The sequence below is a fragment of the Caulobacter sp. 1776 genome (assembly GCF_040545685.1).
In the GTDB taxonomy this organism is placed as follows: Bacteria; Pseudomonadota; Alphaproteobacteria; order Caulobacterales; family Caulobacteraceae; genus Caulobacter.
Window position 1 is genome coordinate 1 of sequence record NZ_JBEPMI010000009.1, and the last position, 26,306, is coordinate 26,306.

At 68.5% G+C, this 26,306-nt stretch carries 23 protein-coding genes and 1 pseudogene; 16 read left to right on the forward strand and 8 right to left on the reverse strand.

The genetic code is table 11. The features are described 5' to 3' along the window. A pseudogene (locus ABIC66_RS22395) lies at positions 1 to 365 on the forward strand (hypothetical protein); the annotation flags it as partial. A gap of 404 nt (positions 366 to 769) precedes the next feature. Continuing rightward, the gene (locus ABIC66_RS22400) at positions 770 to 1,219 is read left to right on the forward strand and encodes an RrF2 family transcriptional regulator (protein WP_354073284.1); all 450 of its coding nucleotides are present in this window, start codon (positions 770 to 772) and stop codon (positions 1,217 to 1,219) included. Positions 1,220 to 1,282: 63 nt separating this feature from the next. Here the strand turns inward: ABIC66_RS22400 and ABIC66_RS22405 are convergent, their stop codons facing one another. Both ABIC66_RS22405 and ABIC66_RS22410 read right to left on the reverse strand, forming a co-directional pair. Beyond that, positions 1,283 to 1,714, reverse strand: coding sequence for a CBS domain-containing protein (locus ABIC66_RS22405; protein WP_354073286.1), 432 nt, complete (start codon positions 1,712 to 1,714; stop codon positions 1,283 to 1,285). A 66-nt stretch (positions 1,715 to 1,780) separates the two neighbouring features. Next, positions 1,781 to 2,434 (reverse strand): rhomboid family intramembrane serine protease, encoded by a 654-nt coding sequence (locus ABIC66_RS22410; protein WP_354073288.1) that lies wholly within the window; start codon positions 2,432 to 2,434, stop codon positions 1,781 to 1,783. A gap of 151 nt (positions 2,435 to 2,585) precedes the next feature. On the opposite strand from ABIC66_RS22410, the gene hfaA reads away from it, so the two are divergent. From hfaA to hfaD, 3 genes are read left to right on the forward strand one after another with little or no spacing between them, the layout of a single operon-like run. After that, positions 2,586 to 3,041 (forward strand): holdfast anchoring protein HfaA, encoded by a 456-nt coding sequence (gene hfaA / locus ABIC66_RS22415; protein WP_354073290.1) that lies wholly within the window; start codon positions 2,586 to 2,588, stop codon positions 3,039 to 3,041. Next, entirely contained in the window at positions 3,038 to 4,069 is a 1,032-nt protein-coding gene (hfaB, locus tag ABIC66_RS22420) for a holdfast anchoring protein HfaB (RefSeq protein ID WP_354073291.1), read from the forward strand. Before hfaA ends, hfaB begins: the two co-directional genes overlap by 4 nt. Beyond that, positions 3,987 to 5,234: a holdfast anchor protein HfaD gene (hfaD, locus tag ABIC66_RS22425; RefSeq protein ID WP_354073292.1), complete on the forward strand. Its 1,248-nt coding sequence runs from the start codon at positions 3,987 to 3,989 to the stop codon at positions 5,232 to 5,234. Before hfaB ends, hfaD begins: the two co-directional genes overlap by 83 nt. A 42-nt stretch (positions 5,235 to 5,276) precedes the next feature. Here hfaD and ABIC66_RS22430 read toward each other — a convergent pair whose 3' ends face one another. Beyond that, positions 5,277 to 7,199 (reverse strand): hybrid sensor histidine kinase/response regulator, encoded by a 1,923-nt coding sequence (locus ABIC66_RS22430; protein ID WP_354073294.1) that lies wholly within the window; start codon positions 7,197 to 7,199, stop codon positions 5,277 to 5,279. Between the two features lie 209 nt (positions 7,200 to 7,408). On the opposite strand from ABIC66_RS22430, the gene ABIC66_RS22435 reads away from it, so the two are divergent. From ABIC66_RS22435 to ABIC66_RS22470, 8 genes are all read left to right on the forward strand, one after another. Continuing rightward, positions 7,409 to 9,268, forward strand: a complete 1,860-nt coding sequence (locus ABIC66_RS22435; RefSeq protein ID WP_354073296.1) for an ABC-F family ATP-binding cassette domain-containing protein — start codon at positions 7,409 to 7,411, stop codon at positions 9,266 to 9,268. A gap of 350 nt (positions 9,269 to 9,618) precedes the next feature. After that, on the forward strand, positions 9,619 to 11,706 hold the full coding sequence (locus ABIC66_RS22440) for an MASE1 domain-containing protein (RefSeq protein WP_354073297.1): 2,088 nt from the start codon (positions 9,619 to 9,621) through the stop codon (positions 11,704 to 11,706). Positions 11,707 to 11,925: 219 nt separating this feature from the next. Next, positions 11,926 to 12,915, forward strand: a complete 990-nt coding sequence (locus ABIC66_RS22445) for an ABC transporter substrate-binding protein (RefSeq protein WP_354073298.1) — start codon at positions 11,926 to 11,928, stop codon at positions 12,913 to 12,915. 5 nt (positions 12,916 to 12,920) lie between these two features. After that, positions 12,921 to 13,676 carry an ABC transporter ATP-binding protein gene (locus ABIC66_RS22450; protein ID WP_354073874.1) on the forward strand — a complete coding sequence of 252 codons (756 nt, stop codon included), beginning with the start codon at positions 12,921 to 12,923 and terminating at the stop codon, positions 13,674 to 13,676. Continuing rightward, positions 13,673 to 14,431, forward strand: a complete 759-nt coding sequence (locus ABIC66_RS22455) for an ABC transporter permease (protein ID WP_354073300.1) — start codon at positions 13,673 to 13,675, stop codon at positions 14,429 to 14,431. The genes ABIC66_RS22450 and ABIC66_RS22455 overlap by 4 nt, the downstream gene beginning before the upstream one ends. Positions 14,432 to 14,490: 59 nt before the next feature. Then, positions 14,491 to 15,153, forward strand: coding sequence for a hypothetical protein (locus ABIC66_RS22460; protein ID WP_354073301.1), 663 nt, complete (start codon positions 14,491 to 14,493; stop codon positions 15,151 to 15,153). After that, the gene (locus ABIC66_RS22465; RefSeq protein ID WP_354073303.1) at positions 15,154 to 16,242 is read left to right on the forward strand and encodes a DUF2336 domain-containing protein; all 1,089 of its coding nucleotides are present in this window, start codon (positions 15,154 to 15,156) and stop codon (positions 16,240 to 16,242) included. A gap of 270 nt (positions 16,243 to 16,512) precedes the next feature. Further along, positions 16,513 to 19,431, forward strand: coding sequence for a M16 family metallopeptidase (locus tag ABIC66_RS22470; RefSeq protein WP_354073304.1), 2,919 nt, complete (start codon positions 16,513 to 16,515; stop codon positions 19,429 to 19,431). A gap of 58 nt (positions 19,432 to 19,489) precedes the next feature. Here the strand turns inward: ABIC66_RS22470 and ABIC66_RS22475 are convergent, their stop codons facing one another. After that, positions 19,490 to 19,603, reverse strand: coding sequence for a hypothetical protein (locus ABIC66_RS22475; protein ID WP_354073875.1), 114 nt, complete (start codon positions 19,601 to 19,603; stop codon positions 19,490 to 19,492). 7 nt (positions 19,604 to 19,610) lie between these two features. After that, positions 19,611 to 20,564 (reverse strand): hypothetical protein, encoded by a 954-nt coding sequence (locus ABIC66_RS22480; RefSeq protein WP_354073306.1) that lies wholly within the window; start codon positions 20,562 to 20,564, stop codon positions 19,611 to 19,613. Between the two features lie 172 nt (positions 20,565 to 20,736). Here ABIC66_RS22480 and ABIC66_RS22485 point away from each other — a divergent pair, with 172 nt between their 5' ends. Then, on the forward strand, positions 20,737 to 21,282 hold the full coding sequence (locus tag ABIC66_RS22485; protein ID WP_354073307.1) for a PAS domain-containing protein: 546 nt from the start codon (positions 20,737 to 20,739) through the stop codon (positions 21,280 to 21,282). A 117-nt stretch (positions 21,283 to 21,399) separates the two neighbouring features. On the opposite strand, the gene ABIC66_RS22490 is transcribed toward ABIC66_RS22485, so the two are convergent. Beyond that, positions 21,400 to 23,064: a choline dehydrogenase gene (locus ABIC66_RS22490; RefSeq protein WP_354073309.1), complete on the reverse strand. Its 1,665-nt coding sequence runs from the start codon at positions 23,062 to 23,064 to the stop codon at positions 21,400 to 21,402. 182 nt (positions 23,065 to 23,246) lie between these two features. Here ABIC66_RS22490 and ABIC66_RS22495 point away from each other — a divergent pair, with 182 nt between their 5' ends. Next, the gene (locus tag ABIC66_RS22495) at positions 23,247 to 23,435 is read left to right on the forward strand and encodes a hypothetical protein (protein WP_354073311.1); all 189 of its coding nucleotides are present in this window, start codon (positions 23,247 to 23,249) and stop codon (positions 23,433 to 23,435) included. 9 nt (positions 23,436 to 23,444) lie between these two features. Here ABIC66_RS22495 and ABIC66_RS22500 read toward each other — a convergent pair whose 3' ends face one another. Beyond that, entirely contained in the window at positions 23,445 to 24,320 is an 876-nt protein-coding gene (locus ABIC66_RS22500; RefSeq protein ID WP_354073312.1) for a PhzF family phenazine biosynthesis protein, read from the reverse strand. A gap of 122 nt (positions 24,321 to 24,442) precedes the next feature. Here ABIC66_RS22500 and ABIC66_RS22505 point away from each other — a divergent pair, with 122 nt between their 5' ends. After that, positions 24,443 to 25,333: a LysR substrate-binding domain-containing protein gene (locus ABIC66_RS22505; protein ID WP_354073314.1), complete on the forward strand. Its 891-nt coding sequence runs from the start codon at positions 24,443 to 24,445 to the stop codon at positions 25,331 to 25,333. Between the two features lie 233 nt (positions 25,334 to 25,566). Here the strand turns inward: ABIC66_RS22505 and ABIC66_RS22510 are convergent, their stop codons facing one another. Further along, positions 25,567 to 26,100 carry a gamma carbonic anhydrase family protein gene (locus ABIC66_RS22510; RefSeq protein ID WP_354073315.1) on the reverse strand — a complete coding sequence of 178 codons (534 nt, stop codon included), beginning with the start codon at positions 26,098 to 26,100 and terminating at the stop codon, positions 25,567 to 25,569. Positions 26,101 to 26,306: the final 206 nt, after the last annotated feature.

The window sequence follows — 26,306 nt, forward strand, 5'->3', positions numbered from 1 at the left end:
CATTTGTCAGCGTCGAAGATGAACCTTTCAGTCCATCGCCAGAGCGCCGCCGCCTGCGTTTCTCTTTCCAAATCAACAATGTCAAAGACCCGTCCACCTTCCGGCGAACCATCCGTTTAGCGCCCGATGTCGGCGGAGGCGGCTATCTAGCGAACCTCGAAACCTGTGTCAAATCGTTTCTCGAAGAAACTTTCCGACTTCCTCCGCCAGCCAGCCCAGGAGGCTTTCGGCGGAGCCGGCAGCTTCTAAAGAAGTCACCGGAGCCAGTCAAGCGTCTTTTTCAAAAGAAAGAGAAGCTTTTCTGGAGCGAAATACTTAGAAGCTCTTGCGAACCTCTTTGGTATTTCTGGGAGGGCGGCTTCTAACGAAGCAGATCTCCCGGGTCAACCGCCCTTTTCATTTTTGTTTTCTTGGCGACCAAGGTCACCTTAGAGCGCAAAAACCGACCGAGGCGCGCCGCTTGGGAGCGCCGTAAGTCCGAAGGGATTCGATTGAGGCTGCGGAACTTAGCGATCCACTTTCAGAAACGCAAGCCCAAAGGGCCAAGGTTTCGTCCGGCGGGCCGCGGCCCCGAAGCGAGGGGCGGCTTCTAGAGGCCCATTCCCTACCTCGCAAGCAGGGAATCGCTATTTCATCCCCAGGCGGGCCAATCCCCTGTGCATGAACCTCGTCACGCGGACCTTGCGCATCGGCCAAGCCTCGCTCAGAAGGCTGAACACTCCAGAGCGCGTGGCCGCGACCGCGCGCTTATATAAGGTGACCGGCGTCCATGTTGTCCCAGAAGGCGCGTTACGCCCTGCGCGCGATGATCGAACTGGCCCGCCACAACGGCCAGGTGACGGCCGGCGAACTGGCCGAGCGCGCCGACGCCCCGCGCAAGTTCCTGGAAGCGATCCTGCTGTCCCTCTCCCGCGAGGGCCTGGTGACGAGTCGGCGCGGCAAGTTCGGCGGCTATGTCCTGGGCCGCGCGGCCGAGGCGATCAGCTTCGCCGAGATCATCCGCCTGGTCGACGGCCCTCTGGCGCTGACGCCCTGCGTCAGCCGTACGGCCTTCCGCCGCTGCGAAGATTGCCGGGACTTGGCGACCTGCGCCTTGCGCGAGGCGCTGCTGCGCGCGCGCGACGCGACAGCCGCGGTGCTGGAAGGCTACAGCCTGGCCGACGCCGCGCAGGGCGTCGGCGCCGAGCTGATCGAGAGCCCGCCTCTCTCCTCTATATAGAGGCGCGCGTTCATTCGATCCTCGCTCAAGTCGCGAGGCGATAGCGAGGATCGTCCGCGGGCGTCAGCCCGCCGCGATATAAGCCTTAAGCCCGTCGGCCTCGGCCTGGGCCTCGTTGATCTTGTACTTCACGAGGTCGCCGATCGAGATGATGCCAGCCAGGCGACCGCCCTTGACCACCGGCAGGTGGCGGATCCGGCGATCGGTCATGCGCTCGAGCAAGGTGTCGATCGTCTCGTCGGGCTGGGCGAAGATCACGCTGGTGGTCATGCAGGTGCTGATCGGCTTGGAGAGCGCGCTCGCCCCCTCCTTGGCGATCGCCCGGACCACGTCGCGCTCGGACAGGATGCCGACCACCGCCTCGCCTTCGTCGACCACCACCATGGCCCCGACACGCCTTGTATGAAGCAACGCCGCCGCGGCGCCGACGGTCTCCTGCGGGGAGGCCGTGAACACGAGATCACCCTTGTCCTTGAGGATCTGAGAAACCAACACTGCGCTTTCTCCCTTGTTCTTTAGAGAACGAGAGTCTCGCAAACGGTCTCCGGGATCAATGGGGGATCAATGAGGAGGCTCGACAGGTTCCGACCGGATCCCGGCCCAGCGGGCGAACGGGCCGATCAACAGGACGCCGACGACGAAGCCGACCAGATGCGCCTCCCAGGCCACCGCCCCGGTCCCCATGGTCAGCAAGCTGCCGCTGACCGCCATCACCAGATTGACCACCAGCCAGCCCAGGCCGAGGGACAGCACGCGCGGTCCCAGGATCGGGCCGACCTGTCCGGGATGGTCCATGATCCGGGCCGCCGCGCCCATCAGGCCAGACACCGCGCCCGACGCGCCGATCACCGCGCCGACGGCGGCGGGATGGATCGCCGCGTAGCCGACGCCGGAAAGCGCGCCGCACGTCAGATAGAACAGGCAGAAGATTCCCCCTCCCCGGCCATTTAGACCCAGCAGCCGAGCCACCGGCGCGCCGAAGGCCAGGGCGAAGGCCGCGTTCATCAGGGCGTGAATCCAGCCACCGTGGACGAACATCATGGTCACGACGCCCGTCCAGCGGCCGTCCCAGAAATCGCGAGGGACCAGGGCCAGGGACTCGATCGTCGCGTCGCTGGCCCGTAGCAAAACCACATGCGGGACAAGGATCGCGGCGCTCGCCAACAAGGCGGGCCAAGGCGCGTTGAAGATCGGTTCGGGACGCTGATCGGTCATCTTCGCCTATCTGGGACAGGTCCGCCGCGATTCGAAGCGTCCGTCCGCACGCTTAACCATTTTTTCTCGACCTTGGCGCTACACCCGAGGCTGTACCTTTATGGCACGAGGGTTGCTTGCCCGTTCGTGTCGACAGTTCTCGGAGCCGCTTATGGCCTGGCATCGCATGAAGAAGATGGGCGTCGCGTCGGCCGCCGTCGCCGTCGCGGTGGGCGTCTCCACGCTCAGCCTGGGAGGCGCGGCCGCCCAGACGATGACCACCAACTCGGCGTCCTTCAACGCCGGCTACGGACGTTCCGCGGGCCAGGAAAATCGCATGGTCGAATATTCGACCCGCGACGCCAACGGCAATCGGGTGGTGGTCGATGGCGTCATGCTGACCGGTTCCGATCAGAGCGTCTTCTCGTCCAGCCGCAGCTCGGGTTCGCTGGACGCCTATTCGGGCGTCGGCAGCGTGGGCGGCTATGCTGGCTCGACCGCGATCGGCAACAACCTGACGGTCATCACCCAGGGCAACAACAACACGGTCATCGTCAATTCCAGCCAGGTGAACAACGGCAACGTCACCGCCGGCTCGAACGTCGTGAAAGCGGGAACCGCGCAATGACGCTCAAGCGTAAAGTCAGCCTGAAGCGCACGGGCCTTGTCCTGGCCCTGATGGGCGCGACCACCCTGGCCGGTTGCGGCGGCGTGCCGGTGGCCTCGACGGCCGGAAACTACGCCACGCCGATCGGCTCGGCGCCGGTCACCGCCAATCCGACCGACTATTCGGCCGCCCTGGTCTGCCTGAACCAGTACGCCCGCGCCAACCGCGTGGCCGCGCCGCGCATCGCGATCGGCCGCATCGCCGACTATACCGGCAAGGAAGAGTCCGACGGCTCGGGCCGCAAGGTCACCCAAGGCGCCTCGCTGATGGCGTTCTCGGCCTTCGCCAAGGCCGGCATGCCGATGGTCGAGCGCTTCGACACCTCGGTGTCGGAGTTCGAGCTGAAGTACGCCAACAACAAGCTGATCTCGGACCGTCCGAACCCCGCGCCCGACGCGCCGGCGGACTACCGCAAGATCCTGGCCGGCCAAGTGCCGGGCTCGGATTTCTACGTGGTCGGCGGCATCACCGAGCTGAACTACAACATCCGCTCGGCCGGCGTGGACGCCTATGCCGGCGACAAGGACACCGACGGGCTGAAGGGCAACTTCCGCCGCCGGGTGTTCGTGATGAACATCGCCCTGGACCTGCGCCTGGTGAACACCCGCACGCTGGAGGTGGTGGACGTCATCTCCTACCAGAAGCAGGTGGTCGGCCGCGAGGTCAGCCTGGGCGTCTTCGACTTCCTGAACGGCAACCTGTTCGACATCTCGGCCGGTCGCGGGGCGCTCGAGCCCATGCAGCTGGCGGTCCGCGCCCTGATCGAGCGCGCCACCGTCGAGATGAGCGCCAACCTCTACGGCATGCCCGGCCCGCAGAGCTGCCTACGCTACGACCCGTTCGGCGACGCCACCGTCGGCCAGACGGGCGCCTTCGTGCCGGCCTACAACAACCTGGGAACGAACAATGCGCAGACCCGCGATGACCCGTCTCGCTGGAACGCTCACCGCGATCCCGATATTCGTGATGCTAAGCGGGGCCGCTACTAGCCAGACGCTTTCGCCGAGTCCGGTTCTCAACAACCAGATCAATCTCGGCGAGATCTTCTCGGAGCAGACCCTCAACGTCCAGACCGTGTCGGACGGCGTCACCGCCAGCACGACGGCCCAGGCCAACGGGGTCTCTGTCGGCGTGACCAACGCCGACGCCTCGATCACGTCGAACCAGACCAACCAGGGCGCCGTCTACGGCCATACCGTGGTCGATGTCGGCGCCAACGCCGGGACCAGCAGCGCCTTGCGGACCACCGCGGTCGGCAATTCCGGCGCCTTCTCGGCGTCCAACGGCACCATCTCGGCCTTCGCGGTCCAGACCAATTCGGCCGAGGTCACCGCGCGCGGCCAGGTCGAGGCGGCGGACGCCCAGGCGACCGACCTGACCGTCTCGACGCTGGCCATGGGCAACAGCCAGGGCGTCAATCTGGACAACGGTTCGGCCGGGGCGCGGATCAGCCAGTCGACCACGGCGAACGTGCTGGCCGACGGCGGGGCGATCGTGGGCCACGTCACGGGGAACAGCGCCGTCACCTCGACCACGGCCGGCAACAACATCAATATCGCCGGCGCCAACCAGTCGGCCGCGCGCGTGATCACCGACCAGGCCAACACGGCCGAGGTCACCCAGGCCAGCAAGTTCACCGCCTATGGCAACAGCTATCTGACGGCGACGACCGCCACGGCGACCGGCAACAACCTGGCCGCCAGCAACGAAGGACCGCTGCTGGACGTCAAGTCCAACCAGTGGAACACCTCGTACGTACGGGGCCAGGCCGAGGGCACCTCGTACCTGTTCGGGGCGGCTCAGACGAGCGCCTACGCGGCGGGCAACTCCTCGCAGGTCAACAATGTCGGTTCCGAGCTGGTGCTCGACAACCTGCAGACCAACACCGGCGGCGGCGTCGAGGCCACGGCCAGCTTCTCGGGATCGGACGGCTATGACGCGGTCACCACGGCCACGGCCATGGGCAACGCCGTGACCGGCTACGTCTGCTCGAAGTGCAGCGGCCGGATGACCGTGACCAACACCCAGAACAACAGCGCCGACGTCGGCGCCAGCTCCAGCACGACGATCGCGTCCAGCGGTCGCCAGGTGACCGGCGTCTCGACCGCGATCGGCAACAACGCCAGCTTCAACGTCAGCGCGCCGGGTTATTGAGGTCGGCGATCGGGCCCAGAGCGGACATTCGCCACCCGCCGTCTAGGCCTGTCCGCCGTCCATCACCCGCTCGGCCGGGACCGGCTCGGCGCGACCTTCGCTCCAGAGCGCGATCTTCAGCAGCAGGTCTCGCGGGCTGATCGGCTTACCGACGTGGTCGTCCATGCCGTTGGCGCGATAGAAGGCGATCTGGTCGGGCAGGACGTTGGCGGTCAAGGCGATGATCGGGGTCAGCGCCACCGCGCCCGGCAGGCCGCGGATCACGCGAGTAGCGGCCAGGCCGTCCATGCGCGGCATTTGCACGTCCATCAGGATCAGGTCGTAGCCGCCCGAGCTGGCCGCCTCGACGGCCGCGAAGCCGTCGGCGACCACGTCGACCGCGTGGCCCATGGCGCGGACCAGGGTTCCGATCAGCTCGCGATTGGCCTCATTGTCGTCGGCGACCAGCAGGTTCAGCGATCGCGCGGACGCCTGAACCGGCTCGGCCTCGCTCCGCTCGGGCGCGACGGCGACCGGCAGGTCCAGCACGCACCAGAAGCGCGCGCCCTGGCCGGCGATGCTGTCGACGCCGATCTCGCCGCCCATCAGCTCGACGATCTCCTTGCTGATCGCCAGGCCCAGCCCCGTGCCGCCGAACTTGCGCGACACGTCGGGCCCGGCCTGGGCGAAGCGCTCGAAGACCGTGTCCAGCATGGCGGCTGGCACGCCAACGCCGGTGTCGGAAACGGCCAGCTCAAGCCGCGCGAGGCCGGGCCCAGCGCCCTCCCGACAGGCCGCGCTCAGGGTCACCGACCCCGCGCCGGTGAACTTCATGGCGTTGCCCAGGAAATTGACCAGCACCTGGCGCAGGCGCTCGCTGTCACCTTCCAGCCATTCCGGACAGGCGGGGTCGACGCGCAAGGTCAGGTCCAGTCCCTTGGCCAGGGCCTGGGCCTCGAACATGCCGGCGGCCTTGTTCAGCATGGTGCGCAGTTCGAACGGCGACGGCTCCAGATTGACGCCGCCAGCTTCCAGCTTGGCGAAGTCGAGGACGTCGTTCAGCGTCTCCAGCAGCACGGCCCCGGCGTCGCGGATACGGCCGAGGCGTCGGCGCTGCTCGCCGTCCAGGGGCGAGGCGTCCAACAGATCGGTGAAGCCCAGGATGCTGGTCAGCGGCGTGCGCAGCTCGTGGCTCATATTGGCCAGGAAGTCCTGGCGCGCGGCCATGGCCGCCTCGGCCCGCTCGCGCGCCTCGGCCAGGGCCGACTGGGCCTCGACCTCCTCGGTGATGTCGGTCTCATTGACCAGGATGCAGGGTTCGCCGGTCACCGGATCGGGCGTGCGAAGGGCGGCCAGGCCATGCCAGCGTTCGCCGTGCGCGGTGATCACGCGATAGGCGCCCTCGACCGGCTCGCCGGCCAAGGCCGAACTCCATAGCGCGCCGCCGGCGTCGCCGTTGGCGAAGATTTCGGCGAAGCGAACGCCGGCGCCCGGATAGCTGGCCAGCGCGGCGGGATTGCCGAAGATGCGGAAACCGTCGCCGTCGTATAGCGACACCAGGGCGCTGGTGTGCCGCAGGGCCTCAATCGCCCGCTGTTGTTCGACCTCTGCCCTGACCTCGACGCCTTCGAGCAGCATGGCGTGACCGCCGCCCGGCAGGGCGATCCGCGAGATCGTCGTGTTCACCGCCACCGGAACGCCGTTCGGATAGAAGGTCCAGCGCTCCTCGACCGCGGCGCCGCCCTCGATGCGGGCGGCGATGTCTTCCATGCGCGTCCGCACGGCCGGAGACTGGTCGGAGAAGTCGCGCGCGAGCAGGTCGTCCAGCGTGGCCGCGCCCCACAGGTCCAGCGCGGCGCGGTTCGCGTAGAGCTTGCGCTTGCGTACGTCGTCGAACACCCAGATCGGCCGACGCAGATGGTCGAACCCCAGGCCCAGCGCGGCCGGAAGATCAGAAGCAACAACCTTCTCGGGGCTCGACGTCAAGGCGAGTACTTACGCTCCGCAAGACCAAGTTCGTAGCAAACCCACGCTTGGTGAGCCGTTAACAGGACAATTTGCCTCGGTCGCCGACCGACGCTCCTTGATCCGGATCAACGCCAAACTAAGCCGCGATTTTGACGTTTCCTCGGCGCGCGGCCTGCTATACGCCCCTCAACTCCGCGACACTCCGCCGCTCCGCAGTTCGAAGACCCATGGCCTCCCCCACCCGCGCGCCCGTACTCGCCCTCAAGGACGTCCGTCTCGCCGACGGCTCCAAGCCGCTGTTCGACGGCGTCGACCTGGCCCTGGAGCCGCGCGTGCGCGCCTGTCTGGTCGGCCGCAACGGCGCGGGCAAGAGCACCTTGCTGAAAATCCTGGCCGCCCAGGGCGTCGAGGCCGACAGCGGCGAGCGCGCCGTCCAGCCGGGCGCCAAGATCATCTACGTCAGCCAGGAGCCGGAGATCACCGGCGAGACCCTGCTGGACTATTGCACGGCCGGCGGCGCCCAGGACTACATGGCCCAGTCGACCCTGGCCGACTTCGGCCTGGATCCGGAGAAGAGCTCGCAAGGCCTGTCGGGTGGCGAGAAGCGCCGCGCCGCGCTGGCCCGCGCGTTCGCCGAGGAGCCCGACGTGCTGCTGCTGGACGAGCCGACCAACCACCTGGACATCTTCGCGATCCAGACGTTGGAAGAGGAACTGGCCGGCTCCAAGTGCGCCGCCCTGATCGTTAGCCACGACCGCGCCTTCCTGAACCGGGTGACCCAGCGCACCTTCTGGCTGGAGCACCGCAAGGTGCGCCGCCTGGACAAGGGGTTCGGCGAGTTCGAGGTGTGGAGCGAACAGGTGCTGGCCGCCGAGGCCGACGAGGAGCGCCGCCTCAACAAGGTGCTGGAACGCGAGAACGCCTGGCTGGCCCGCGGCGTCCAGGGACGCCGGGCGCGTAACGAGGGCCGACGCCGCGCCCTGATGGAACTGCGCGCGCAGAAGAAGGACCTGCAAGGCGACAAGCGCGGCTCGATGTACATGGCCGTCGAGAGCGCCGCGACCTCGGGCAAGAAGGTCATCGAGGCCAAGCACGTCACCAAGAAGTTCGGCGACCGGGTGATCGTCGAGGACTTCTCGACCCGCATCATGCGCGGCGACCGCGTGGCGCTGGTCGGCCCCAACGGCGCCGGCAAGACCACCTTGGTGCGGATGCTGCTGGGCGAGCTGCCGCTGGACGCCGGAACGGTGACCCTGGGCACCAACCTGGAGGTCTCGTACATCGACCAAGGCCGCATGGCGCTGTCGGACAAGATCACCCTGTGGGACTTCCTGACTCCGGGCGGCGGCGACTCCATCCTGGTGCGCGGCCAGCCCAAGCACGTGGCCGGCTACGCCAAGGACTTCCTGTTCACCGAGGCCCAGCTGCGCCAGCCGGTGACCAGTCTGTCGGGCGGCGAGCGCAACCGCCTGCTGCTGGCCCGCGCCCTGGCCAATCCCACCAACCTGATGGTGCTGGACGAACCGACCAACGACCTGGACATGGACACGCTGGACCTGCTGGAGGACCTGCTGGCCGACTTCGACGGCACGCTGATCCTGGTCAGCCACGACCGCGACTTCATCGATCGCCTGGCCACCTCGACCATCGCCATGAACGGCCACGGCAAGGTGCTGGAAACCCCCGGCGGCTGGACCGACCTGATCGACCAGAGCCCGGACTTCTTCAAGGGCGCGCGCGGCGCGGCCGTCGGATCCTCGTTCACGCCGGTGGGTCGGAGCACCAAGGCCGCCACGCCCCCGCCCAAATCTGCAGGGGGGGGCGCCGCGCCGCCGCCCAAGAAGACCGGCAAGCTGACCTTCAAGGACCAGCGCCGCTTGGAGGAGTGCGAGGCCCTGATCGCCAAGAGCCCGGCGATCATCGCCAAGTTCGAGCAGATCCTGGCCGATCCGAACCTGTACAGCCGCGACCCGGCCACCTTCGACAAGACGATGAAGGCCCTGGACAAGGCCCGCGCCGATCTCGAGCAGGCCGAGATGGAATGGCTGGAGTTGGAAGAGAAGAAGGAAGGCCTGGCCACCGGCTGAGCCGCGCGGTTCGACCGCCGTCTTCCCCGCCTGTCACTTGCATCGGCGCGACCCGCCGCGCGGGCGCCCTCTTGAATTGTACTCGGGGCCATGCATTGTCAGTGACGCCTCGAGCGCAAGCACGGTGGAAATACAATTGCTTAGGGGTCGGCGCGCGGCGGAGGCGTCCTGCGGCGAAACGACACATCCGGCGATATCCGGGCAACTGGCGCGCGCCTGGGCGTATTCATGATGACGTCGCCGCCCGCGCGGGATGGGCGGCGCAAGTCTTGGCGCGGCTCCCGAACCTTCGGCCGTCCGACGCCTGATCGCCGCGGGGAAACGCGGGCTGGATGGGGGACGGAACAGGCATGCCGCACAGGCTGGCCCTGCAGGAACAGAGACGGCAGACCGCCCTCCTGCTGGGCCTGTCCGTCGCCGTCGTCGTCAGCGTGGCCTTCAGCGAGTATTTGACCCGCACTCTTCTGGGCCTCGCCGCCTTCTGGCCGGCCAATGCGCTGCTGGCGGCCGGGCTGATCGCGCTGAGCGGCTCGCGCCGTGTGTCTCTGACGATCGTCTTCGTGGTCTTCCACCTGGCCATCGACATGCTGGTCGGCGACAGCCCGCCACGCGCCCTGCTCTACACCGCGATCGACACCGGCGAGGCCTTCGCGGTCTGGGCCATCTGCCTGCGCTTCTGGCGCGGCGCCCCGCGCATCCGCACGATGCGGTCGCTGATCCTGCTGCCCGCCGTCACCACGCCGGTGGCGGTGATCGGCGCCCTGCTGTGCGCTGCGGTTCTGTCCGCCGGTTTCTCCGAGCCGTTCCTGCGGGTCCTGGTCGACTGGTTCCTGCGCTGCGCCCTGGGCCTGGCGGTCGCCCTGCCCGCGACCCTGGTGCTGATCGACGCCGAACATCGCCGCTCGTTCCACCGGTCGTGGCGTGAACAGTTTTTGCTGATGTTCGCGGTCGGCGCGGTGACCCTGCTGTGCGCCCACCCGGCCTCGGGCGCGCCGCCCTTTCTGATCTTCCCGGTGGCCCTGGCCATCGCCTATCGCCTGGGCGCGCGCGGCGCGGCCATGGCCTCGCTGATCGTGGCCGTGATCACCCTGCCGATCGCTCTGTCCGGCGCCTCGCCGAGGTTCAACGCCATCCTGGGCCCGGTCGCCCAGGCGCGGACCATCCAGGTATTCGTCGCGGTGCTGTTCTACACCAGCCTGGCGGCGGGCTTGGCGCTGGCCCAGCAGGACCGCCTGAAGCGCCTCCTGCTGCGCCGCGAGCAACTGACCCGCGCCGCCCGCAGCCGGGCCCTGGCCGCCACCGAGGCCAAGACCGAATTCCTGGCCACCATGAGCCACGAGATCCGCACGCCGCTGAACAGCGTGCTAGGGTTCGCCCAGCTTCTGGCCACCCGCGAGGACCTGCCGCCGGACGTGCGCCGCCAGGTCAATCTGATCGACAGCGCCGGCGTCGCCCTGCTGACCGTGGTCAACGACATTCTCGACTTTTCGCGAGTCGAGGCGGGCCAGATCGAGCTCCTGCCGCAGCCGACCTCGGCCGCCGGCCTGCTACGCGACACCGTGGCGATCATGGCCCCCGAGGCTCGCGCCAAGGGCCTGTCGATGGACCTGGAGGTCATCGATCCGGTCGACGCCCTGCACGACCTGGACGCCGACCGGCTACGCCAGGTGCTGATCAACCTGCTGAACAACGCCGTGAAGTTCACCGACGAGGGTCGCATCGACGCGCGCCTGATCGTCGAGCCCGGCGACCTCGAGGACCGCCTGCGTTTCGAGATCATCGACACCGGTGTCGGCATCGAACTGGACAAGCAGGCGCTGCTGTTCCAGCGCTTCTCGCAGACCGACAGCTCGATGAGCCGTCTGCACGGCGGCGCGGGCCTGGGCCTGGCCATCTGCCGGGCCCTGATCGAGGTCATGGACGGCAAGATCGGCGTCGACAGCGTGTCGGGGCGCGGCTCGTGCTTCTGGATCGAGGTCTCGGCTCCGACCGTCGAGCCGATCGCCGTCCCCGACCGTCCGAAGGTCTCGGCGCCCGGCGCGGCCAAGATCCTGATCGTCGATGACCATCCGATCAATCTTGAGATCGGCGCGGCCCTGCTGACCCTGGTCGGCTGCGAGGTCGACCTCGCCGAGAACGGCAAGCAGGCCGTCGAGCGCGCGACGACCGGCGTCTACGACCTCATCCTGATGGACATCCACATGCCGCAGATGGACGGATTGCAGGCGACGCGGGCGATCAAGGCCCTGAGCGCCCCGGCCGGCAAGGTCCCGATCATCGCCATGAGCGCCGACGCCCTGCCTCGCCAGGTCGAGCGCTGCTACGCGGCCGGCATGGTCGACCACATCGCCAAGCCCATCCAGCGCGAGGTGCTGTACGCCAAGGTCGAACGCTGGCTGCACCAGAAGACGGCGGAGACGCCGGTCTCATCCAAATAAGCACCGTCATTCCCGCCCTTGTGGCGGGAACCCCTGGTTCAGCTGACAAGTGAGATGCAAGCGGATCGCCAGCAATCCGCCCCTACCGCACCTACGACCGACAGAGGGGTTCCCGCCACAAGGGCGGGAATGACGGTGTGTTGGGGAGATGTGGAAGGGACGGCTTGGAACTCGTCTCCGTCCCCCCTAACTTGACCGCGAACAAGGGGAGCCTATTCCATGCGTCGCCGCGCTTTCGCCGCTCTGGGCCTGATGGCCATGCTCGCCGCCTGCTCGCCGGCTCCCAACAAGGACGCCGCGCCCGCCGGCGAGACCAAGCTGAAGCTGGCCACCGATTGGCGGGCCGAGGCCGAGCTGGGCGGCTACTACCAGGCCCTGGCGACCGGCGAGTACAAGAAGCGCGGCCTGGACGTGACCTTGATCCAGGGCGGCCCGGCGGTGAACGTCCCCCAGCTGCTGGCCACCAGCGCGGTTGATGTCGGCGTCGGCTCCAACAGCTTCATCGTCATGAACCTGGCCAAGGAGAACGCCCCGGTGAAGGCCGTGGCGGCGTTCATGCAGAAGGACCCGCAGGTCCTGATCGCTCACCCCGACCAGGGCATCAAGTCGATCGCCGACATGAAGGGCCGGCCGATCCTGCTGTCGGACGCCTCGATCACCGCCTTCTGGGTGTGGCTGAAGGCCAAGTACCAGTTCACCGACGACCAGGTGCGCAAGTACAACTATTCCAGCGCCCCCTTCTTGGCCGACAAGCGGGTGGTCCAGCAGGGTTACGCCACCAGCGAGCCGTATCTCATCGAGAAGGAAGGTAAGATCAAGCCAGCGGTTTTCCTGCTGGCCGACAGCGGTTACCCGGCCTACGCCTCGATGGCCCTGGTCCCCGACAGCTTGATCGCCAAGAACCCGGCGGCCGTGCAGGCCTTCGTCGAGGCCACGGCGGCCGGCTGGAAATCCTATCTCTACGGCGACGCCAAGCCGGGCGACGCGGCGATCCTCAAGGACAATCCGGAAATGACCCAGGACGTCCTCGACCAGGCTCGCGAGAAGATGCGGTCCTACGGCATCGTCGGGAAGGACGGCGAGATCGGCCAGATGAGCGACGCCCGCTGGGCTGAGTTCTTCAAGGTGGCCTCTGAGCAGGGCGTCTACCCGAAGGACATGGATTACAAGAAGGCCTACACGCTGCAGTTCCTGCCCAAGGGCCAGTGACGCGTTTGGACAAGAATGGCCCCATCGCCAGCCTGTCCGGCGTCGAGGTCGACTACGCCCGCGGCCGCGCCCTGGGGCCGATCGACCTGACCCTGGCGCACGGCGAGATCGTCGCCCTGGTCGGGCCGTCGGGCTGCGGCAAGTCCACCGCCCTGCGGCTGCTGGCCGGCCTCGAAGCGCCAACGCGCGGCGTCGTGACTCGCGCCGCCGGCAAGGGCGAAACCTCGGTCGTGTTCCAGGCCCCCACCCTGGCTCCGTGGCTCTCGGCGCGCGATAACGTCACCCTGCCGCTGGAGCTGGCCGGCGCGCCGAAGGCCGAGGCGCGCGCCGCCGCCGATGAGGCCTTGCGCAAGGTCGGCCTGGGCCAGGCGCTGAGCGCCCGTCCCGCCCAGCTGTCCGGCGGCATGGCCATGCGCGCCTCGCTGGCCCGCGCCCTGGTCACCCGCCCGCGCCTGCTGCTGCTGGACGAACCGTTCGCCGCCCTGGACGAGATCACCCGCCGCGCCTTGGCCGACGACGTCCTGGCCCTGGCCGACGAGCTGAAGCCCGCTGTCGTCTTCGTGACCCACAATGTCGAGGAAGCCGTCTACATGGCCCGCCGCGTCGTGGTCATGACTCCGGGCCCTGGTCGGATCGCTGGCGAGGTCGCCATCGACGGCCCCGTCGTCCGTCCGCCCGGCTTCCGCACCACCGAGGGCTTCCGCGCCGCCGCCGAGGCGGTGTCCACCTTGCTCGCCAGCGCCACGGAGCGGGCCGCGTGAAGCGCGTCCTGGCTCCGCTGATCCTGATCGCCGTCCTGCTGGGCGGCTGGGAGATCGCCTGCCGCATCCTGGCGGTCCCGGCCTATCTGCTGCCCACGCCCAGCGGGATCTGGAGCGCCTTCCTCTCGTCGTGGCCGCTGCTGCTGGCCTCGGCGTGGGCGACGCTGTCGACGGCGCTGCTGGCCCTAGTCATCGCCAGCGTCGCAGCCTGCGCCCTGGCGCTGGCGGTCAGCTTGAACGGGCTGCTGGAGGACGCCGTCCGGCCGATCGCGGTGACCCTTCAGGTCACGCCCTTGGTCGCCATCGCGCCCCTGGTCACCATCTGGGCCGGCATCGACCATCCCGAACGCGCCGTGATCGGTCTGGCGGCGGTCGTGGCCTTCTTCCCGATCTTCTCCGGCGCTCTGACCGGGCTAAAGGCGGTCGATCCCGACCTCGCGCGGCTGTTCGACCTCTACGGCGCCTCGTCCCTGCAGCGCCTGATCCGCCTGCGCTTGCCCTCGGCCGTGCCCGCTCTGCTCGAAGGGCACAAGGTGGCGGCCGGCCTGGCCGTCATCGGCGCCGTGGTCGCCGAGTTCGTGGCGGGTTCGGGCGGGGCCCAGGGCCTGGCTTGGCGGATCCTCGAGGCTTACAACCGCCTGCAGACGGCCAAGGTGTTCGCCGCCCTGCTGACCCTGGCCGTGCTGGGCGTGGTGCTGCACGGCTTGATGGAATGGCTGGAGAGTCGACTTCTGGACTCTTGGCGCGGTCGTTAGCGCAAGATTAAGCGGCGACGTCTAGGAGAGAAGGTCGAAGACCCCTCCGGATCGGCCCTATGCGCTGCATCGCCCTCATCGCCGCCCTGACCTGCGCGTCCCTTCTGGGCGTTGGGGGCGCGCACGCTGATGGCTCGCGCGAAAGCCGCTATGGCCCCGCGCCCGAGCGGGCTCCCGTCGCCATGGAGGGGCGAGCCCCCGGCTATACCGGTCAGGTCTATTCCGGCCGCGCCTTGGGATGGAGCGGCAAGCGCGAGATCGTCTCGCCGACCGCCGAGACCGCGTCCCAGGCTCAACCCTGGTGGGCGCGCGGCGCGCAACGCCCCGCGCCCCAGCCACAGCAGCAGCCAGCCCGCGCGGCCTATCAGCCTCAGGCCCCGGCCTACACGCCGCCGGCCCGCGATCTGCCGCGGAACATCTACGACGCGGCGCCGTCCGCCCAAACGCCAGCGGCCCAATCGGCGGCCGATCTCCCCGCCGATTGGGCCGCGACCGCCCCATCCCCGCGGCAGCAGATCGCGATGCAGCCCGGCCAGGTCGGCGCCCGCACCTATTCCGTCGGCCGCCAGTTCGGCATGACTCCCGACGCCATTCCCGCCGCCGGTCCGCCGCGCATGGTCCTGATCGCCCCGCCGGCCGCCGCGCCGGACGACGAGGACAAGCCGCGCGAAGACGACGACCGGGACTGGCCGGCAAAAAGCAAGAAGGACAGCGACCAGTAGATGCAGTCGCGCCTCAACGATCTGATCGCCCTGGCCAACGAGCCCTCCAGCGCCAAGCGCCGGGAGCTTCTGCGCGGCGTCACTGACCTGCTGTTCGCGGCCGACGGCGGAAACGCGGTCGAGATGGCGCTGTTCGACCAAGTGCTGGGCCAGCTGGCCGGCGACATGGAAGAAGCCGTCCAGATCGAACTGGCCACGCGCCTGGGCGAGACCCCGGTCGCGCCGCGCGGCCTCTCGCGCACCCTGGCGGCGAGCTCGATCGTCGTGGCCGAACCGATCCTGCGCGGCTCGAACGCCCTCACCGACGAAGATCTGCTGCACGTCGCCCGGACCAAGGGCCAGGACCACCTGCGAGCCATCTCCCAGCGTCCCAGCGTCTCCAGCGCCGTGTCGGACGCCATCGTGGCGCGGGGCGACGACGACACCCTGGGCGTCCTGCTCCGCAACGAGGGCGCGGTGCTGTCGCGCCAAGCGCACGAGACCGTGGTCGATCGCGCCGCCGCCAACCCGGCCCTGCACGAGGCGGTCATCGACCGCCAGAGCCTGCCGGTCGATCTGCTGAACGAGATGTATTTCGTGGTCGAGGCGCGCCTGCGCGAGCGGATCATGGAGCGCAACGCCGGCGTCGATCCCGCCATGCTGGAGGCGGCACTGGCCGCTGGCCGCAAGCGGGTCGCCACCCAGGACGGCGCCCTGCCCGCCGATCACGCCGAGGCCGAGGCCGAGCTCCAGGCCCTGCGCGCCAAGGGCGCGATCTCGCCGCAAATGCTGGCCAACATGCTGCGCGGCAAGAAGACCACCCTGTTCCTCGTGGCCCTGGCCGACATGGCCGAGGTCGATTTCCACACCGCTCGCAAGATCTTGGAGCGACGCGAGATGGACGCCCTGGCGGTCATCTGCAAGGCGGCCGACTTCGACCGTTCGCTGTTCCTGACCTTCGCCCTGCTGATCCTCGAACCCTCGGACGAGGTGATGATCAAGGCCAAGGCCTATGGCGAGCTCTATGCCGCCCTGCCCCGCGAGTCGGCCCTGCGCACGATCCGCTTCTGGCGCCTACGCCGCCAGACCGGCGACGTGGCGGCGGCGTAAGGCCCGCATTAAGGCTTTCCTACACCCCCGCTCTCCCCGGCGAAAGCCGGGGCCCAGATTCATCCGGAGCGGTTGAAGCGATCGCGCCTACTGCCTCACCCAAAACCCGAGACGCCTCGGGTTCGATCTGGACCCCGGCTTTCGCCGGGGAGAGCGGGTTAGGTGGGGCGGGTTGAAAACCAGCCTCATCCCGGCCCTATCGCCGCCTTGCGTGCGCCATGCGGGACGGCCAAGGTGCCGCCTCCGTTTTTCTCCTGCCCTGGATTCTCGATGATCAGCGCTTCGCGCTTGGCGCTCGTCGCCGCCGCCGGCCTCTCGGTCGCCGCATGCTCGCACCTGCCCAAGCCCCACCTGCCCGCCTTGTCGAATAGGGAAGCGGCGGCGCCCGCCATCCTCGAGGCCCCCGCGCTGAGCGGCCCGAAGATCACCGACCTAAAACCGGGCCAGTGGGCCCAGGCGATCTCGGACGTCGCGCCCGACCCGGCCTGGCGTTTCGGGGTGCTGTCCAACGGCATGCGCTACGCCATCCGCAAGAACGCCACGCCGCCTGGTCAGGCCTCGGTGCGCCTGTGGGTCGACGCCGGCTCGATGATGGAAGCCGACGACCAGCAGGGCCTAGCCCACTTCCTGGAGCACATGGCCTTCAACGGCTCCAAGAACGTGCCCGAGGGCGACATGATCAAGATCCTGGAGCGCCACGGCCTGGCCTTCGGGGCCGACACCAACGCCTCGACCAGCTTCGACGAGACCGTCTACCAGCTGGACCTGCCTAAGACCGACGATGATACGGTCGACACCTCGCTGATGTTGCTGCGCGAGGCCGCCGGCGAGCTGACCATCGCCCCCGAGGCGGTCGACCGCGAGCGCGGCGTGGTGCTGTCGGAGGAACGCACCCGCGACAGCCCCGGCTATCGCGTCGCCATCAAGACGCTGTCGGCCCAGATGGAAGGGCAGCTGCCGCCCAAGCGGATCCCGATCGGCAAGACCGAGGTGCTGAAGACCGCCCCAGCCCAGCGCATCCGCGACTTCTACGAGGCCTATTACCGCCCCGAGCGCGCGGTGCTGGTCGCTGTCGGCGATTTCGATGTCGACGCCATGGAAGCCAAGATCAAGACCAAGTTCGGCGACTGGGTCGGCAAGGGCGCGAACGGCAAGGACCCCGACGTCGGCCCAGTGGCCAAGCGCGGTCCGACCGCCAAGCTGATCGTCGAGGCCGGCGCGCCGTGGTCGGTTCAGATGAGCTGGATCCGCAAGCCCGACGGCCTGCTGGAGACCAAGGCCGTCGACGAGCGCGACATGCTGGAGAACCTGGGCTTCGCGGTGCTGAACCGCCGGCTGCAGGCCATCGGCCGCTCGGCCGAGCCGCCATTCATCGCCGGCGGAGCCTTCAAGGGCGACCAGTACGGCGCGGTGCGGTTGACGACCTTCGGCGCGACGGCCCAGCCGGGCCGCTGGCGCGAGGCCATGACCGCGCTCGACGCCGAGCAACGCCGCGCCGTGCAGTACGGCGTGCGCCAGGATGAACTGGACCGCGAGATCGCCAGCATGCGCTCGGGGCTGGTCGCCGCCGCCGCCGGCGAGGCCACCCAGCGTACGCCGGGCCTGGCCAACCAGCTGGTCGACACCTTGGGCGACGGCGAGGTGATCACCTCGCCCAGCCAGAATCTCGCGGCCTTCGATGCGCTGGTGAAGGGCCTGACCGCCGAGCGCGTGAGCGCCGTGCTGAAGACCGCCTTCGTCGGCTCGGGTCCGCTGATGGTCATTGCCGCGCCGACCAATATCGACGGCGGCGAGCCGGCGATCGTCAAGGCCTATGAGGAGATGAAAGCCCAGCCCGTCACGCCGCCGGCCGCGCCGGGCGTGACCAACTGGCCCTATGCCAGCTTCGGGCCGACCGGCAAGGTCGTCGAGCAGAAGGACATCACCGACCTCGACGCCGTCTTCGTGCGTTTCGAGAACGGCGTGAAGCTGACGGTCAAGCCGACCAAGTTCCGCGACGACCAGGTGCTCGTGAAGGTCCGCGCCGGCCACGGCCTGCTGGACATGCCGTCCGACACCCAGAGCCCGCTGTGGTCGGGCTCGGCCTTCATCGAGGGCGGTCTCAAGCAGATCACCGCCCAGGACATGGAGCGGGTGCTGACCGGCAAGATCTGGAACGCCCAGCTGGGCGTCGAGGACGACGCCTTCACCCTGAACGGCCGCACGCGCCCCGAGGATCTGTCGACCGAGCTCCAGGTGCTGGCCGCCTTCGCGACCGAGCCGGGCTGGCGCCCCGAGGCGTTCAACCGCGTCAAGACCAGCTACGGCACGCTGCACGACCAGCTGCAGAGCACCACGGGCGGCGTTCTGGGCCGCGACCTGGGCGGGCTGATGCACGGCGGCGACAAGCGCTGGACCTTCCCGTCGCGGGAACAGATCGCCAGCGCCTCGCTGGATCAGCTGAAGACCGCCGTCGCCAATCCGCTGGCCAAGGGCGATCTGGAGATCGTGATCGTCGGCGACACCACGGTCGACAAGGCCATCACCGCGGTGGCCGACACCTTCGGCGCCCTGCCCCCGCGTCCGGGCGACCCGGCCCTGCCCGGCGCCGAGAAGGCTCCGTTCCCGGCCCCGTCCGCCGAGCCGGTGCTGCGCACCCACAAGGGGCGCGCCGACCAGGCCGCCCTGTTCATGGTTTGGCGCACGGACGACCTGTTCTCGAACCTGCAGCGCTCGCGCGACGTCTCCATCCTGGGTCAGGTCGTGCAACTGCGGCTGATCGACGAGCTGCGCGAAAAGCAGGGCGCGACCTACTCGCCCAACGCCTCGTCGACGGCCAGCGTCACCTTCAAGAACTGGGGCTATCTGGCCGTCAGCATGGAGGTGCCGCCCGAGAAGCTGGACGGCGTGGTCGCCTCGATCCGCAAGATCGCCGCCGACCTGCGCGACAAGCCGATCACCGAGGACGAGCTGGAGCGGGCCAAGAAGCCGCGCATCGACCAGATCGAAAAGGCGCGCGCGACCAACGAGTACTGGGTCGGCGCGCTCTCCAACGCCCAGAACGACCCACGCCTGCTGGACGCCACCCGCTCGGTGCTGGCCGGCCTGGCCCGAGTCACCCCGGCCGACGTGCAGAAGGCCGCCAAGACCTATCTGGGCGACGACAAGTCGTGGCTACTGCTCGTCAAGCCGGAAGCGGCGGCGAAGTAAGACGCTAAAGAGAAAGGCCCCGGCGAAAACCGGGGCCTTTTTCTTTTCCGCTCAAATATCACGTGTCATCCCGGGCGGCGTAGCCGACCCGGGACCCAGGGGCCAAGCGCAGTGCGGTCGCCCCTGGGTCCCGGCTCTCCGCTTCGCTGCGGCCGGGATGACACGCTTTTATTGTAACCCTAGTACACGACCCCGCCCACGCCGCCGTCCAGGCTGAAGCTGGTCGACAGGGTCTGGCGTTCCTGCACCGTCTCCTCGCGATAGGCGGTGTACTTCTCGGTGGTGACGATCGTCAGGATCTTCACGCCGGCGCCGAAGCGGCGCAGCAGCGAGCGTTCGTTGCAGTCACGGGCCGGGCGTTGCGGGCGGCAGGTCAGCGTGCCTTGACCCCCTTGCCCCCCATTGGGACCAGCGCCGGGAACGTGATAGAGCGCCTCGTTCTTCTGGCAGATGTAGGTCTGGCCGGCGCCGCCGGTCGAGATGTCGATCTGGCCTTCGTAGTCGGCGATCACGTACTGCATGCGGCTGCCGGCGATGCAGCGGTAGAGCTCGCCGTCATAGAGGTCGTCGATGTCGCGGTCGGGCGTGACCTGCGAGGCCGGATGCGGCACGTCGCGGTCGTCCAGGCAGACGGCGCGGATGATCACGCGGCGGGTCCGCGTGCGGGTGGCCTCGTAGGCTTGCCGGCGACGGGCCTCGCCGCCTTCGACGTTCAGGCCCTGGATGTAGCCGCTGGCCATCGGGCCGGAATAGTAGCCGCCGTGCGAGCCGCCGCCGTAGTAGTTGGTGACGCCCGCGGCCGAGCCGGACAGCGACCCCGCGCCCGAGCTGGACCCCGAGCTGGCGCCGGAATTGGCCACCGCCGAGGCGCTGGAATTGGCGTTCACGATCACCGTCGCGCCGATGTTCACATTGACGCCGGGAATATTGACGTTGTGACCGCCGCCGCCGCAGCAGCCGGTCGGCGGCGCGGGCGGCTTCGGCGGCGGAGGGGGCGGCGAACAGCACGGGGGCGGCGGCGGGTTGCAACCGCTGTTGCACTGCGCATAGGCCACGCCGCCTACCAGCAGCCCGCCCAAGAGCGCGCCCAGGGCGATCAGCAGCGTACGCGTGTTCAGTTTCGGCGCCTTCATGGCGTTTCCCTTCACTCGGGTCGTTCTGCTCTTGGTTAAGCAAGAAACGGGCCGAAACCCCTCGCCCCGCCTGACTTGCGCCAGAATGGGACGGTGAAGGCCTTGGCCCGGTTCTCCCAGCAAGCCTCGTGCGGTCGAAAAACAGCCGCGCAGGACCCGCCAGGGGACGACGATGTTCCATCCAAGCACGGAACGGTTGATAGACTATTGGCGAGACAAGAAAGGCGACGCGGCTTTGCCCCGGCGCACCGACGTCAATCCGGGCGATTTCCTGGAGCTCCTGCCGCAGGTTTTCATCCTCGGCCGTGACGGCGGCAAACTGCCGTTCCGCCTGGCCGGCGGCTTCGTGTCCGACCTGCACGCTCGCGACCTGCGCGGTCAGGACGCCCTCTCTCTATGGGCCCTGTCGCATCGCCTGGAGCTGAAAAGCGCGCTGGACGTGGCCCGCAAGCGCCGCACGCCCGTGGTGGTCACCGCCGACATCCGCGCCCATGGCGTCCCGTCGGTCGGCATGGAGGTGCTGTTCGCGCCGCTGCAAGGCGCTTCGGGCGAAACCGACCGTTTCCTGGGCCTCTACCAGCCGACCGCCATGATGGCCCGCCTGATGGGGCGTCCCGCCTACGAGCTGGGCCTGCGCGCGATCCAGCCGCTGGGCGAGGCCAACCAGGACATGCCGCGCCTGCGCCTGGCGACGCTGGACGGTCGCGCGATCGCCTAGCTCGAGAATCCGCTCTCCCCGGCTTTCGCCGGGAAGAGCGGCTTGAGGCGACTACCGCCCCGCCTCATCTAGCCGTTTCCGCACCTCACCCGGCAATTCCAGCCGGGCCGGGGAGCGCTATGCCGCCACCGCCCGCCCATCCTCGAACACCGGGACGTCCTGAGCCGGCAGCATGGCCTTGCCCAGCAGCAGATCCGCCGCCCTTTCCGCGATCATCAGGGTCGGGGCGTTGGTGTTGCCGCCGACCAGGGTCGGCATGACCGAGGCGTCGATCACGCGCAGGCCTTGCAGCCCTTGGACCCGGAGCTGGTCGTCGACCACCGCCAGCGGGTCGCCGGCCACGCCCATGCGGCAGGTGCCGACCGGGTGGTAGATCGTCTCGGCCTTGGCGCGGATCCAGGCGTCGAGGTCGGCGTCGCCGCGCACGTCCTTGCCCGGCGCGTACTCGGCGTCGCGATAGGGATCGAAGGCGGCCTGGGCCACGGTCTCGCGGGCGATGCGCACACCCTCGCGGATGGCGCGGCGGTCCTCGTCGGTGGCCAGATAGTTGGCGCGGATGGCCGGATCGTCGAACGGATCGGCCGAGCGCAGGCCGACATGGCCTCGGCTCTCGGGACGCAGTTGGCAGACGTGCAGGGTGAAGCCGTCCTTCTCGACCACGACCTTGCCGTGGTCCTGCATGATGGCCAGCACGCCGTGGATCTGCAGGTCGGGGCGGTCGAGATCTGGCCGCGACTTCAGGAACGCGCCGCTCTCCAGGAACTGCTGCCGGCCCAGCCCTTTGCCGAAGACCATATAGCTGAGGCCGACGCCCAGCTTGTTCAGGCCCTTGTTGGCCGAGAAGGCGGTCTTGAGGTTCTTGCTGGTCCACGAGACACAGACGTCCAGATGGTCCTGCAGGTTGGCCCCGACGCCCTTGGACTCGTGGACCACCGCGATGCCGTGCGCCTTCAGGTCGTCGGGCGCGCCGATCCCCGACAGCTGCAGGATGTGCGGCGACTGCACGGCGCCGGCGCTCAACAGCACCTCGGCGTCGGCATAGGCGGTCTTCTTCTCGGCGGCCTTGCCAACCACATAGTCGACGCCGATCGCCCGGCCCTTCTCGACGATAATCCGGGTGGTGCGGGCCTCGGTCACGCAGGTGAGGTTCGGGCGCGCCAGGGCCTGGGAGAGATAGGCCATGGCCGCGCTGCAGCGCTGGCCGTCGCGGATGGTCAAGTCGTAGGGCCCGAAGCCCTCCTGCTGGAAGCCGTTGAAGTCCTTGGTGGTCTTGTAGCCCGCCTGGCGGCCGGCCTCGATCAGGGCCGCGTAGAACGGGCTGTCGGACTCGCCCTTCGACACGTGCAGCGGCCCGGCCCCGCCGTGATAGGCGTCGCCTCCACCGTGGTGATGCTCCGAGCGCTTGAAGTACGGCAGCACCTCGGCATACGACCAGCCGGTCAGGCCCATTTGCCGCCACTGGTCGTAGTCGCGCGCGTGGCCGCGGATGTAGATCATGCCGTTGATGGCCGAGCTGCCGCCCAGGCCCCTGCCGCGCGGCCACCAGAGCTTGCGATCGTTCAGATGCGGTTCGGCCTCGGTCCAGAAGCCCCAGTTCTGGTCACCCTTGTCCTTGATCAGCTGACCCACGCCAGCGGGCATCTTGACCAGGATCGAGGTGTTCTTGCCGCCGGCCTCCAGCAGCAGGACCTTGACGTTGGGGTCCTCGGTCAGTCGAGCGGCGAGCACGCAGCCGGCCGAGCCGGCGCCGATGACGACATAATCGAAGCGTTCGCTGGCCATGGCCCCGACGCCCTCCCTCAAGGTTATCATTGTTAAGGCAGAGAGTGATCCGGGTTTGCGCCGCGCGCAAGGCTTCCACGGCGCTGGCCCTCGGATGCGAGGCCGCCCTGATCTGACGCATACGTGTTTTGTGATCCGCGCGTCGGCGCGCCAGGGTCGCGGCGACCTGGACGGAGCCATCCATGACCGAACCGACTTTCGAGCCTGGCCAATCGGTGCTGCGCACCGGCGCCGACCTGCCGCATCTCGGCGTCTTCAGCGGCCAAGTCTATGAGGTAGAGGATTTCGATCGCCACGACGGCCTGTATGTCCGCGGCGTTCCGGAAGGGCTGGATCCGGCCAGCTTCCAGCCGGCGCCCACCCTGGCCTGACACCCGCGGTCAGAGTCTCAGTTCGCCCCGCAGGACGACGACACCCGCTCCGGACAGTTCCGGATCGGGATCCAGTCGCACGTTGAGCAGGCTGCGGCGGCCCATCTTGACGCCCTGTTCGACGACCAGAGTCGCGCCCGGCGATAGCAGGCCCGAGGCGCCCAGATAGGCGGTCAGCGGTCCCGCCGCCGTTCCCGTCGCCGCGTCTTCCCAAAGCCCCACGGTGGGATTGAAGAACCGGGCATAGGCCGCGCCGGGCGTAATCTCGTCGAAGGCATAGACGTAGCAGCCTTCCGCGCCGGTCGGCTCCAGGACCGCCAGCAGTTGTGGCGCGAGCGGGGCGCATCGGTCGACCGCCGCCCGGTCGCCAACCCGGACCATCAGATGGGACGCGCCAGTGTCGGCCGGCCTCGGCGGCGGGAAGGGCAGGATGTCATCGGGCGTCAGGCCCAGGCCTTGGGCCAGAAGATCAACGCGCGCTAGCGGCTCCAACAGACGCAGCGGCGCCTGGCGCATCCGGCCGTGGACGCGGCCGTCGTGCACCCGCAGCGCGATCGGCAGGACGTCCGCGCCGATCTCCTGATGAAACACCCGCTCCTCGGCCAGATCGCCCAGGCGGCCATGCTCGGCCAGCCAGAGCCAGGCGCCCAGCGCGTTGTGTCCCGCGCCGAACACTTCGGAGCCGTTGGCCGTGAATGAGCGCAGCTTCCAGTCGGCCCGGTCGCTGGTCTGGACGAAGGTGGTCTCGGCCTGATTGAACTCGCCGGCGATGCGGCGCAGGGCGGCGTCGTCCAGATCCTCGCCGCCTTCCACGACCGCCAGCGGGTTGCCGCTCAGCGGGGTGTCGGCGAAGACGTCGATGAGGCCGGCGACGAGACGGGGCATGGGCGACGCCTTCCTAAACTGGATGATCCGGGCTCATGATGAGGAGCCAGGCCCCAGCTTGCTTGCCCGCCAAACGGGACGCAAAGTCGAACTTCTCAGCTCGAAGATGAAGATAGCTCAGCATGCCCGCCTTCGACCTTCCCCCGCTGGGCGCCTTGCGCGCGTTCGAGGCGGCGGCGCGGCTGGCCAGCTTCAAGCGCGCCGCCGCCGAGCTCCTGGTGACGCCCACGGCCATCAGCCACCAGGTGCGACAGCTGGAAGCGCGGCTTGGCGTACGGCTGCTCGATCGCAGCCCGCGGCGGGTGGCGCTCACCGCCGAAGGCCAGATCCTCTATGAAGCCGCCGCCTCGGGCTTCGCCGAAATCGATCGCGCCGTAGCCCGCCTGCGCCATCCCCGCGCCAATCCCGTCCTGACGCTGTCGGCGACCCCGGCCTTCCTGAGCCAATGGCTGGTTCCGCGCTTGCCCGATCTGCAAGCGCGGCTGCCGGAGTTGGAGCTTCGCCTCCAGGCGTCGAACCAGATCGTCGAGCTCCGCCCCGGCGGCGTCGACCTGGCCATTCGCTATGGCAAGGGCCCGTTCGCCGGCGTGGACGCGACGCCCCTGCGCCAGGACGTCTTCGCGCCGGTCTGCAGCCCCAACCTGAAGCTGACGCGGGTCGAGGATCTGGAGCGGGCGCGCCTCATCCACATCGACGGCTGGGTCACGCCCCGCCCGGCGCCCGATTGGCGGCGCTGGTGCGAGCAGGCCGGTGTCACGGGTCTCGACATCGAAGGCGGCCTTCGCTTCACCGACAGCCAGCATGCTGTCCAGGCCGCGGTCGCCGGCCAAGGCGTGGCCATCGTCAGCCTGGTCATCGCCGCCGACGCCTTGGCAAGCGGCCTGTTGGCGGCGCCGTTCGCCGAGACGCTGCCCGGCGAGACCTACGCCTTCGCTTGCCCGCCCGCCCTGAGCGACCGCCCCCACGTCGCGGCGCTGCGCGACTGGTTCGTCCAGGCGCTGGCCGCGCTCTAGAGCGTCCGAGCTGAGATAGCCGTCGGGGAAGGCGAGTTTGTCGTTCACACTCAACCCGAAACCGGATACATACTACCTATGGACGAAACGGAGCGCGGTTCGCCCGCACCGTCTCGCCGCGAAAGGACGCCTCCTCGCGGCGAGCATCCTTCTCGCGCTACGTGCCCTGCGCGAGAAGCGGGAGCGCCGCCTTGCATCCCCCCAAGCAAGCAGGCGGCGCTCCCAACGGCGCCCTACCCCGCCACCACCTTCAGGTCCCGGACATAGCGCTTCCAGTTCTCGACATAGTGCAGGGCCGAGCCCTGCAGGATCATGGTGTGGTGCTCGCTGACCTCGCGCACCACCTTGCCCGGCGCGCCCATCACCATCGAATTGTCCGGGATCTCCTTGCCCTCGGTGATCAGGGCCCCGGCGCCAATCAGGCAGTTCTTCCCGATCCGGGCCCCGTTCAGGACGATCGCGCCGATGCCGATCAGGGAGCCGTCGCCGATCGAGCAGCCGTGCAACATCACCATGTGACCAATGGTCACGTTCGCGCCGATGGTCAGGGGAACACCAAGATCAGTGTGGAGAACCGAGCCGTCCTGGACGTTGCTGTTCTCGCCGATCGTGATCGGATCGTTGTCTCCGCGCGCGATCGCGCCCCACCAAATACTGGCGTTCTTCTTGAGAATCACATTGCCCATCACGCTCGCCGTCGGCGCGATCCAGTATTCGCCCTGCGCGGGAAGGGTGGGAGCAGCGGCGCCCAGGGAATAGACAGTCATCCGTATGCCTCGTTTTCTTGGGCGCGATTTTCAGATTAACGACCCGGAAACCATGTTGGGCCATTGTAGTCAGGCGATTCGAGAGGGAACATTCCTCAAGCGGGAATCATTTTCCTCTCGTATCCGGGTCGGGGGCGACCTTTGCCATCGGCCCACCCGCTGACGAAGACGAGGTGTCGCACTTGGCGTTCCGGCGTACAGCACCG

Excerpts from the sequence above, each read along its gene's own strand:
- ABIC66_RS22400 (WP_354073284.1), top strand. The coding sequence starts at position 770 with ATGTTGTCCCAGAAGGCGCGTTACGCCCTGCGCGCGATGATCGAACTG.
- ABIC66_RS22410 (WP_354073288.1), bottom strand. The coding sequence starts at position 2,434 with ATGACCGATCAGCGTCCCGAACCGATCTTCAACGCGCCTTGGCCCGCC.
- hfaA (WP_354073290.1), top strand. The coding sequence starts at position 2,586 with ATGGCCTGGCATCGCATGAAGAAGATGGGCGTCGCGTCGGCCGCCGTC.
- hfaB (WP_354073291.1), top strand. The coding sequence starts at position 3,038 with ATGACGCTCAAGCGTAAAGTCAGCCTGAAGCGCACGGGCCTTGTCCTG.
- hfaD (WP_354073292.1), top strand. The coding sequence starts at position 3,987 with ATGCGCAGACCCGCGATGACCCGTCTCGCTGGAACGCTCACCGCGATC.
- ABIC66_RS22435 (WP_354073296.1), top strand. The coding sequence starts at position 7,409 with ATGGCCTCCCCCACCCGCGCGCCCGTACTCGCCCTCAAGGACGTCCGT.
- ABIC66_RS22440 (WP_354073297.1), top strand. The coding sequence starts at position 9,619 with ATGCCGCACAGGCTGGCCCTGCAGGAACAGAGACGGCAGACCGCCCTC.
- ABIC66_RS22445 (WP_354073298.1), top strand. The coding sequence starts at position 11,926 with ATGCGTCGCCGCGCTTTCGCCGCTCTGGGCCTGATGGCCATGCTCGCC.
- ABIC66_RS22460 (WP_354073301.1), top strand. The coding sequence starts at position 14,491 with ATGCGCTGCATCGCCCTCATCGCCGCCCTGACCTGCGCGTCCCTTCTG.
- ABIC66_RS22465 (WP_354073303.1), top strand. The coding sequence starts at position 15,154 with ATGCAGTCGCGCCTCAACGATCTGATCGCCCTGGCCAACGAGCCCTCC.
- ABIC66_RS22470 (WP_354073304.1), top strand. The coding sequence starts at position 16,513 with ATGATCAGCGCTTCGCGCTTGGCGCTCGTCGCCGCCGCCGGCCTCTCG.
- ABIC66_RS22480 (WP_354073306.1), bottom strand. The coding sequence starts at position 20,564 with ATGAAGGCGCCGAAACTGAACACGCGTACGCTGCTGATCGCCCTGGGC.
- ABIC66_RS22485 (WP_354073307.1), top strand. The coding sequence starts at position 20,737 with ATGTTCCATCCAAGCACGGAACGGTTGATAGACTATTGGCGAGACAAG.
- ABIC66_RS22490 (WP_354073309.1), bottom strand. The coding sequence starts at position 23,064 with ATGGCCAGCGAACGCTTCGATTATGTCGTCATCGGCGCCGGCTCGGCC.
- ABIC66_RS22495 (WP_354073311.1), top strand. The coding sequence starts at position 23,247 with ATGACCGAACCGACTTTCGAGCCTGGCCAATCGGTGCTGCGCACCGGC.
- ABIC66_RS22500 (WP_354073312.1), bottom strand. The coding sequence starts at position 24,320 with ATGCCCCGTCTCGTCGCCGGCCTCATCGACGTCTTCGCCGACACCCCG.
- ABIC66_RS22505 (WP_354073314.1), top strand. The coding sequence starts at position 24,443 with ATGCCCGCCTTCGACCTTCCCCCGCTGGGCGCCTTGCGCGCGTTCGAG.
- ABIC66_RS22510 (WP_354073315.1), bottom strand. The coding sequence starts at position 26,100 with ATGACTGTCTATTCCCTGGGCGCCGCTGCTCCCACCCTTCCCGCGCAG.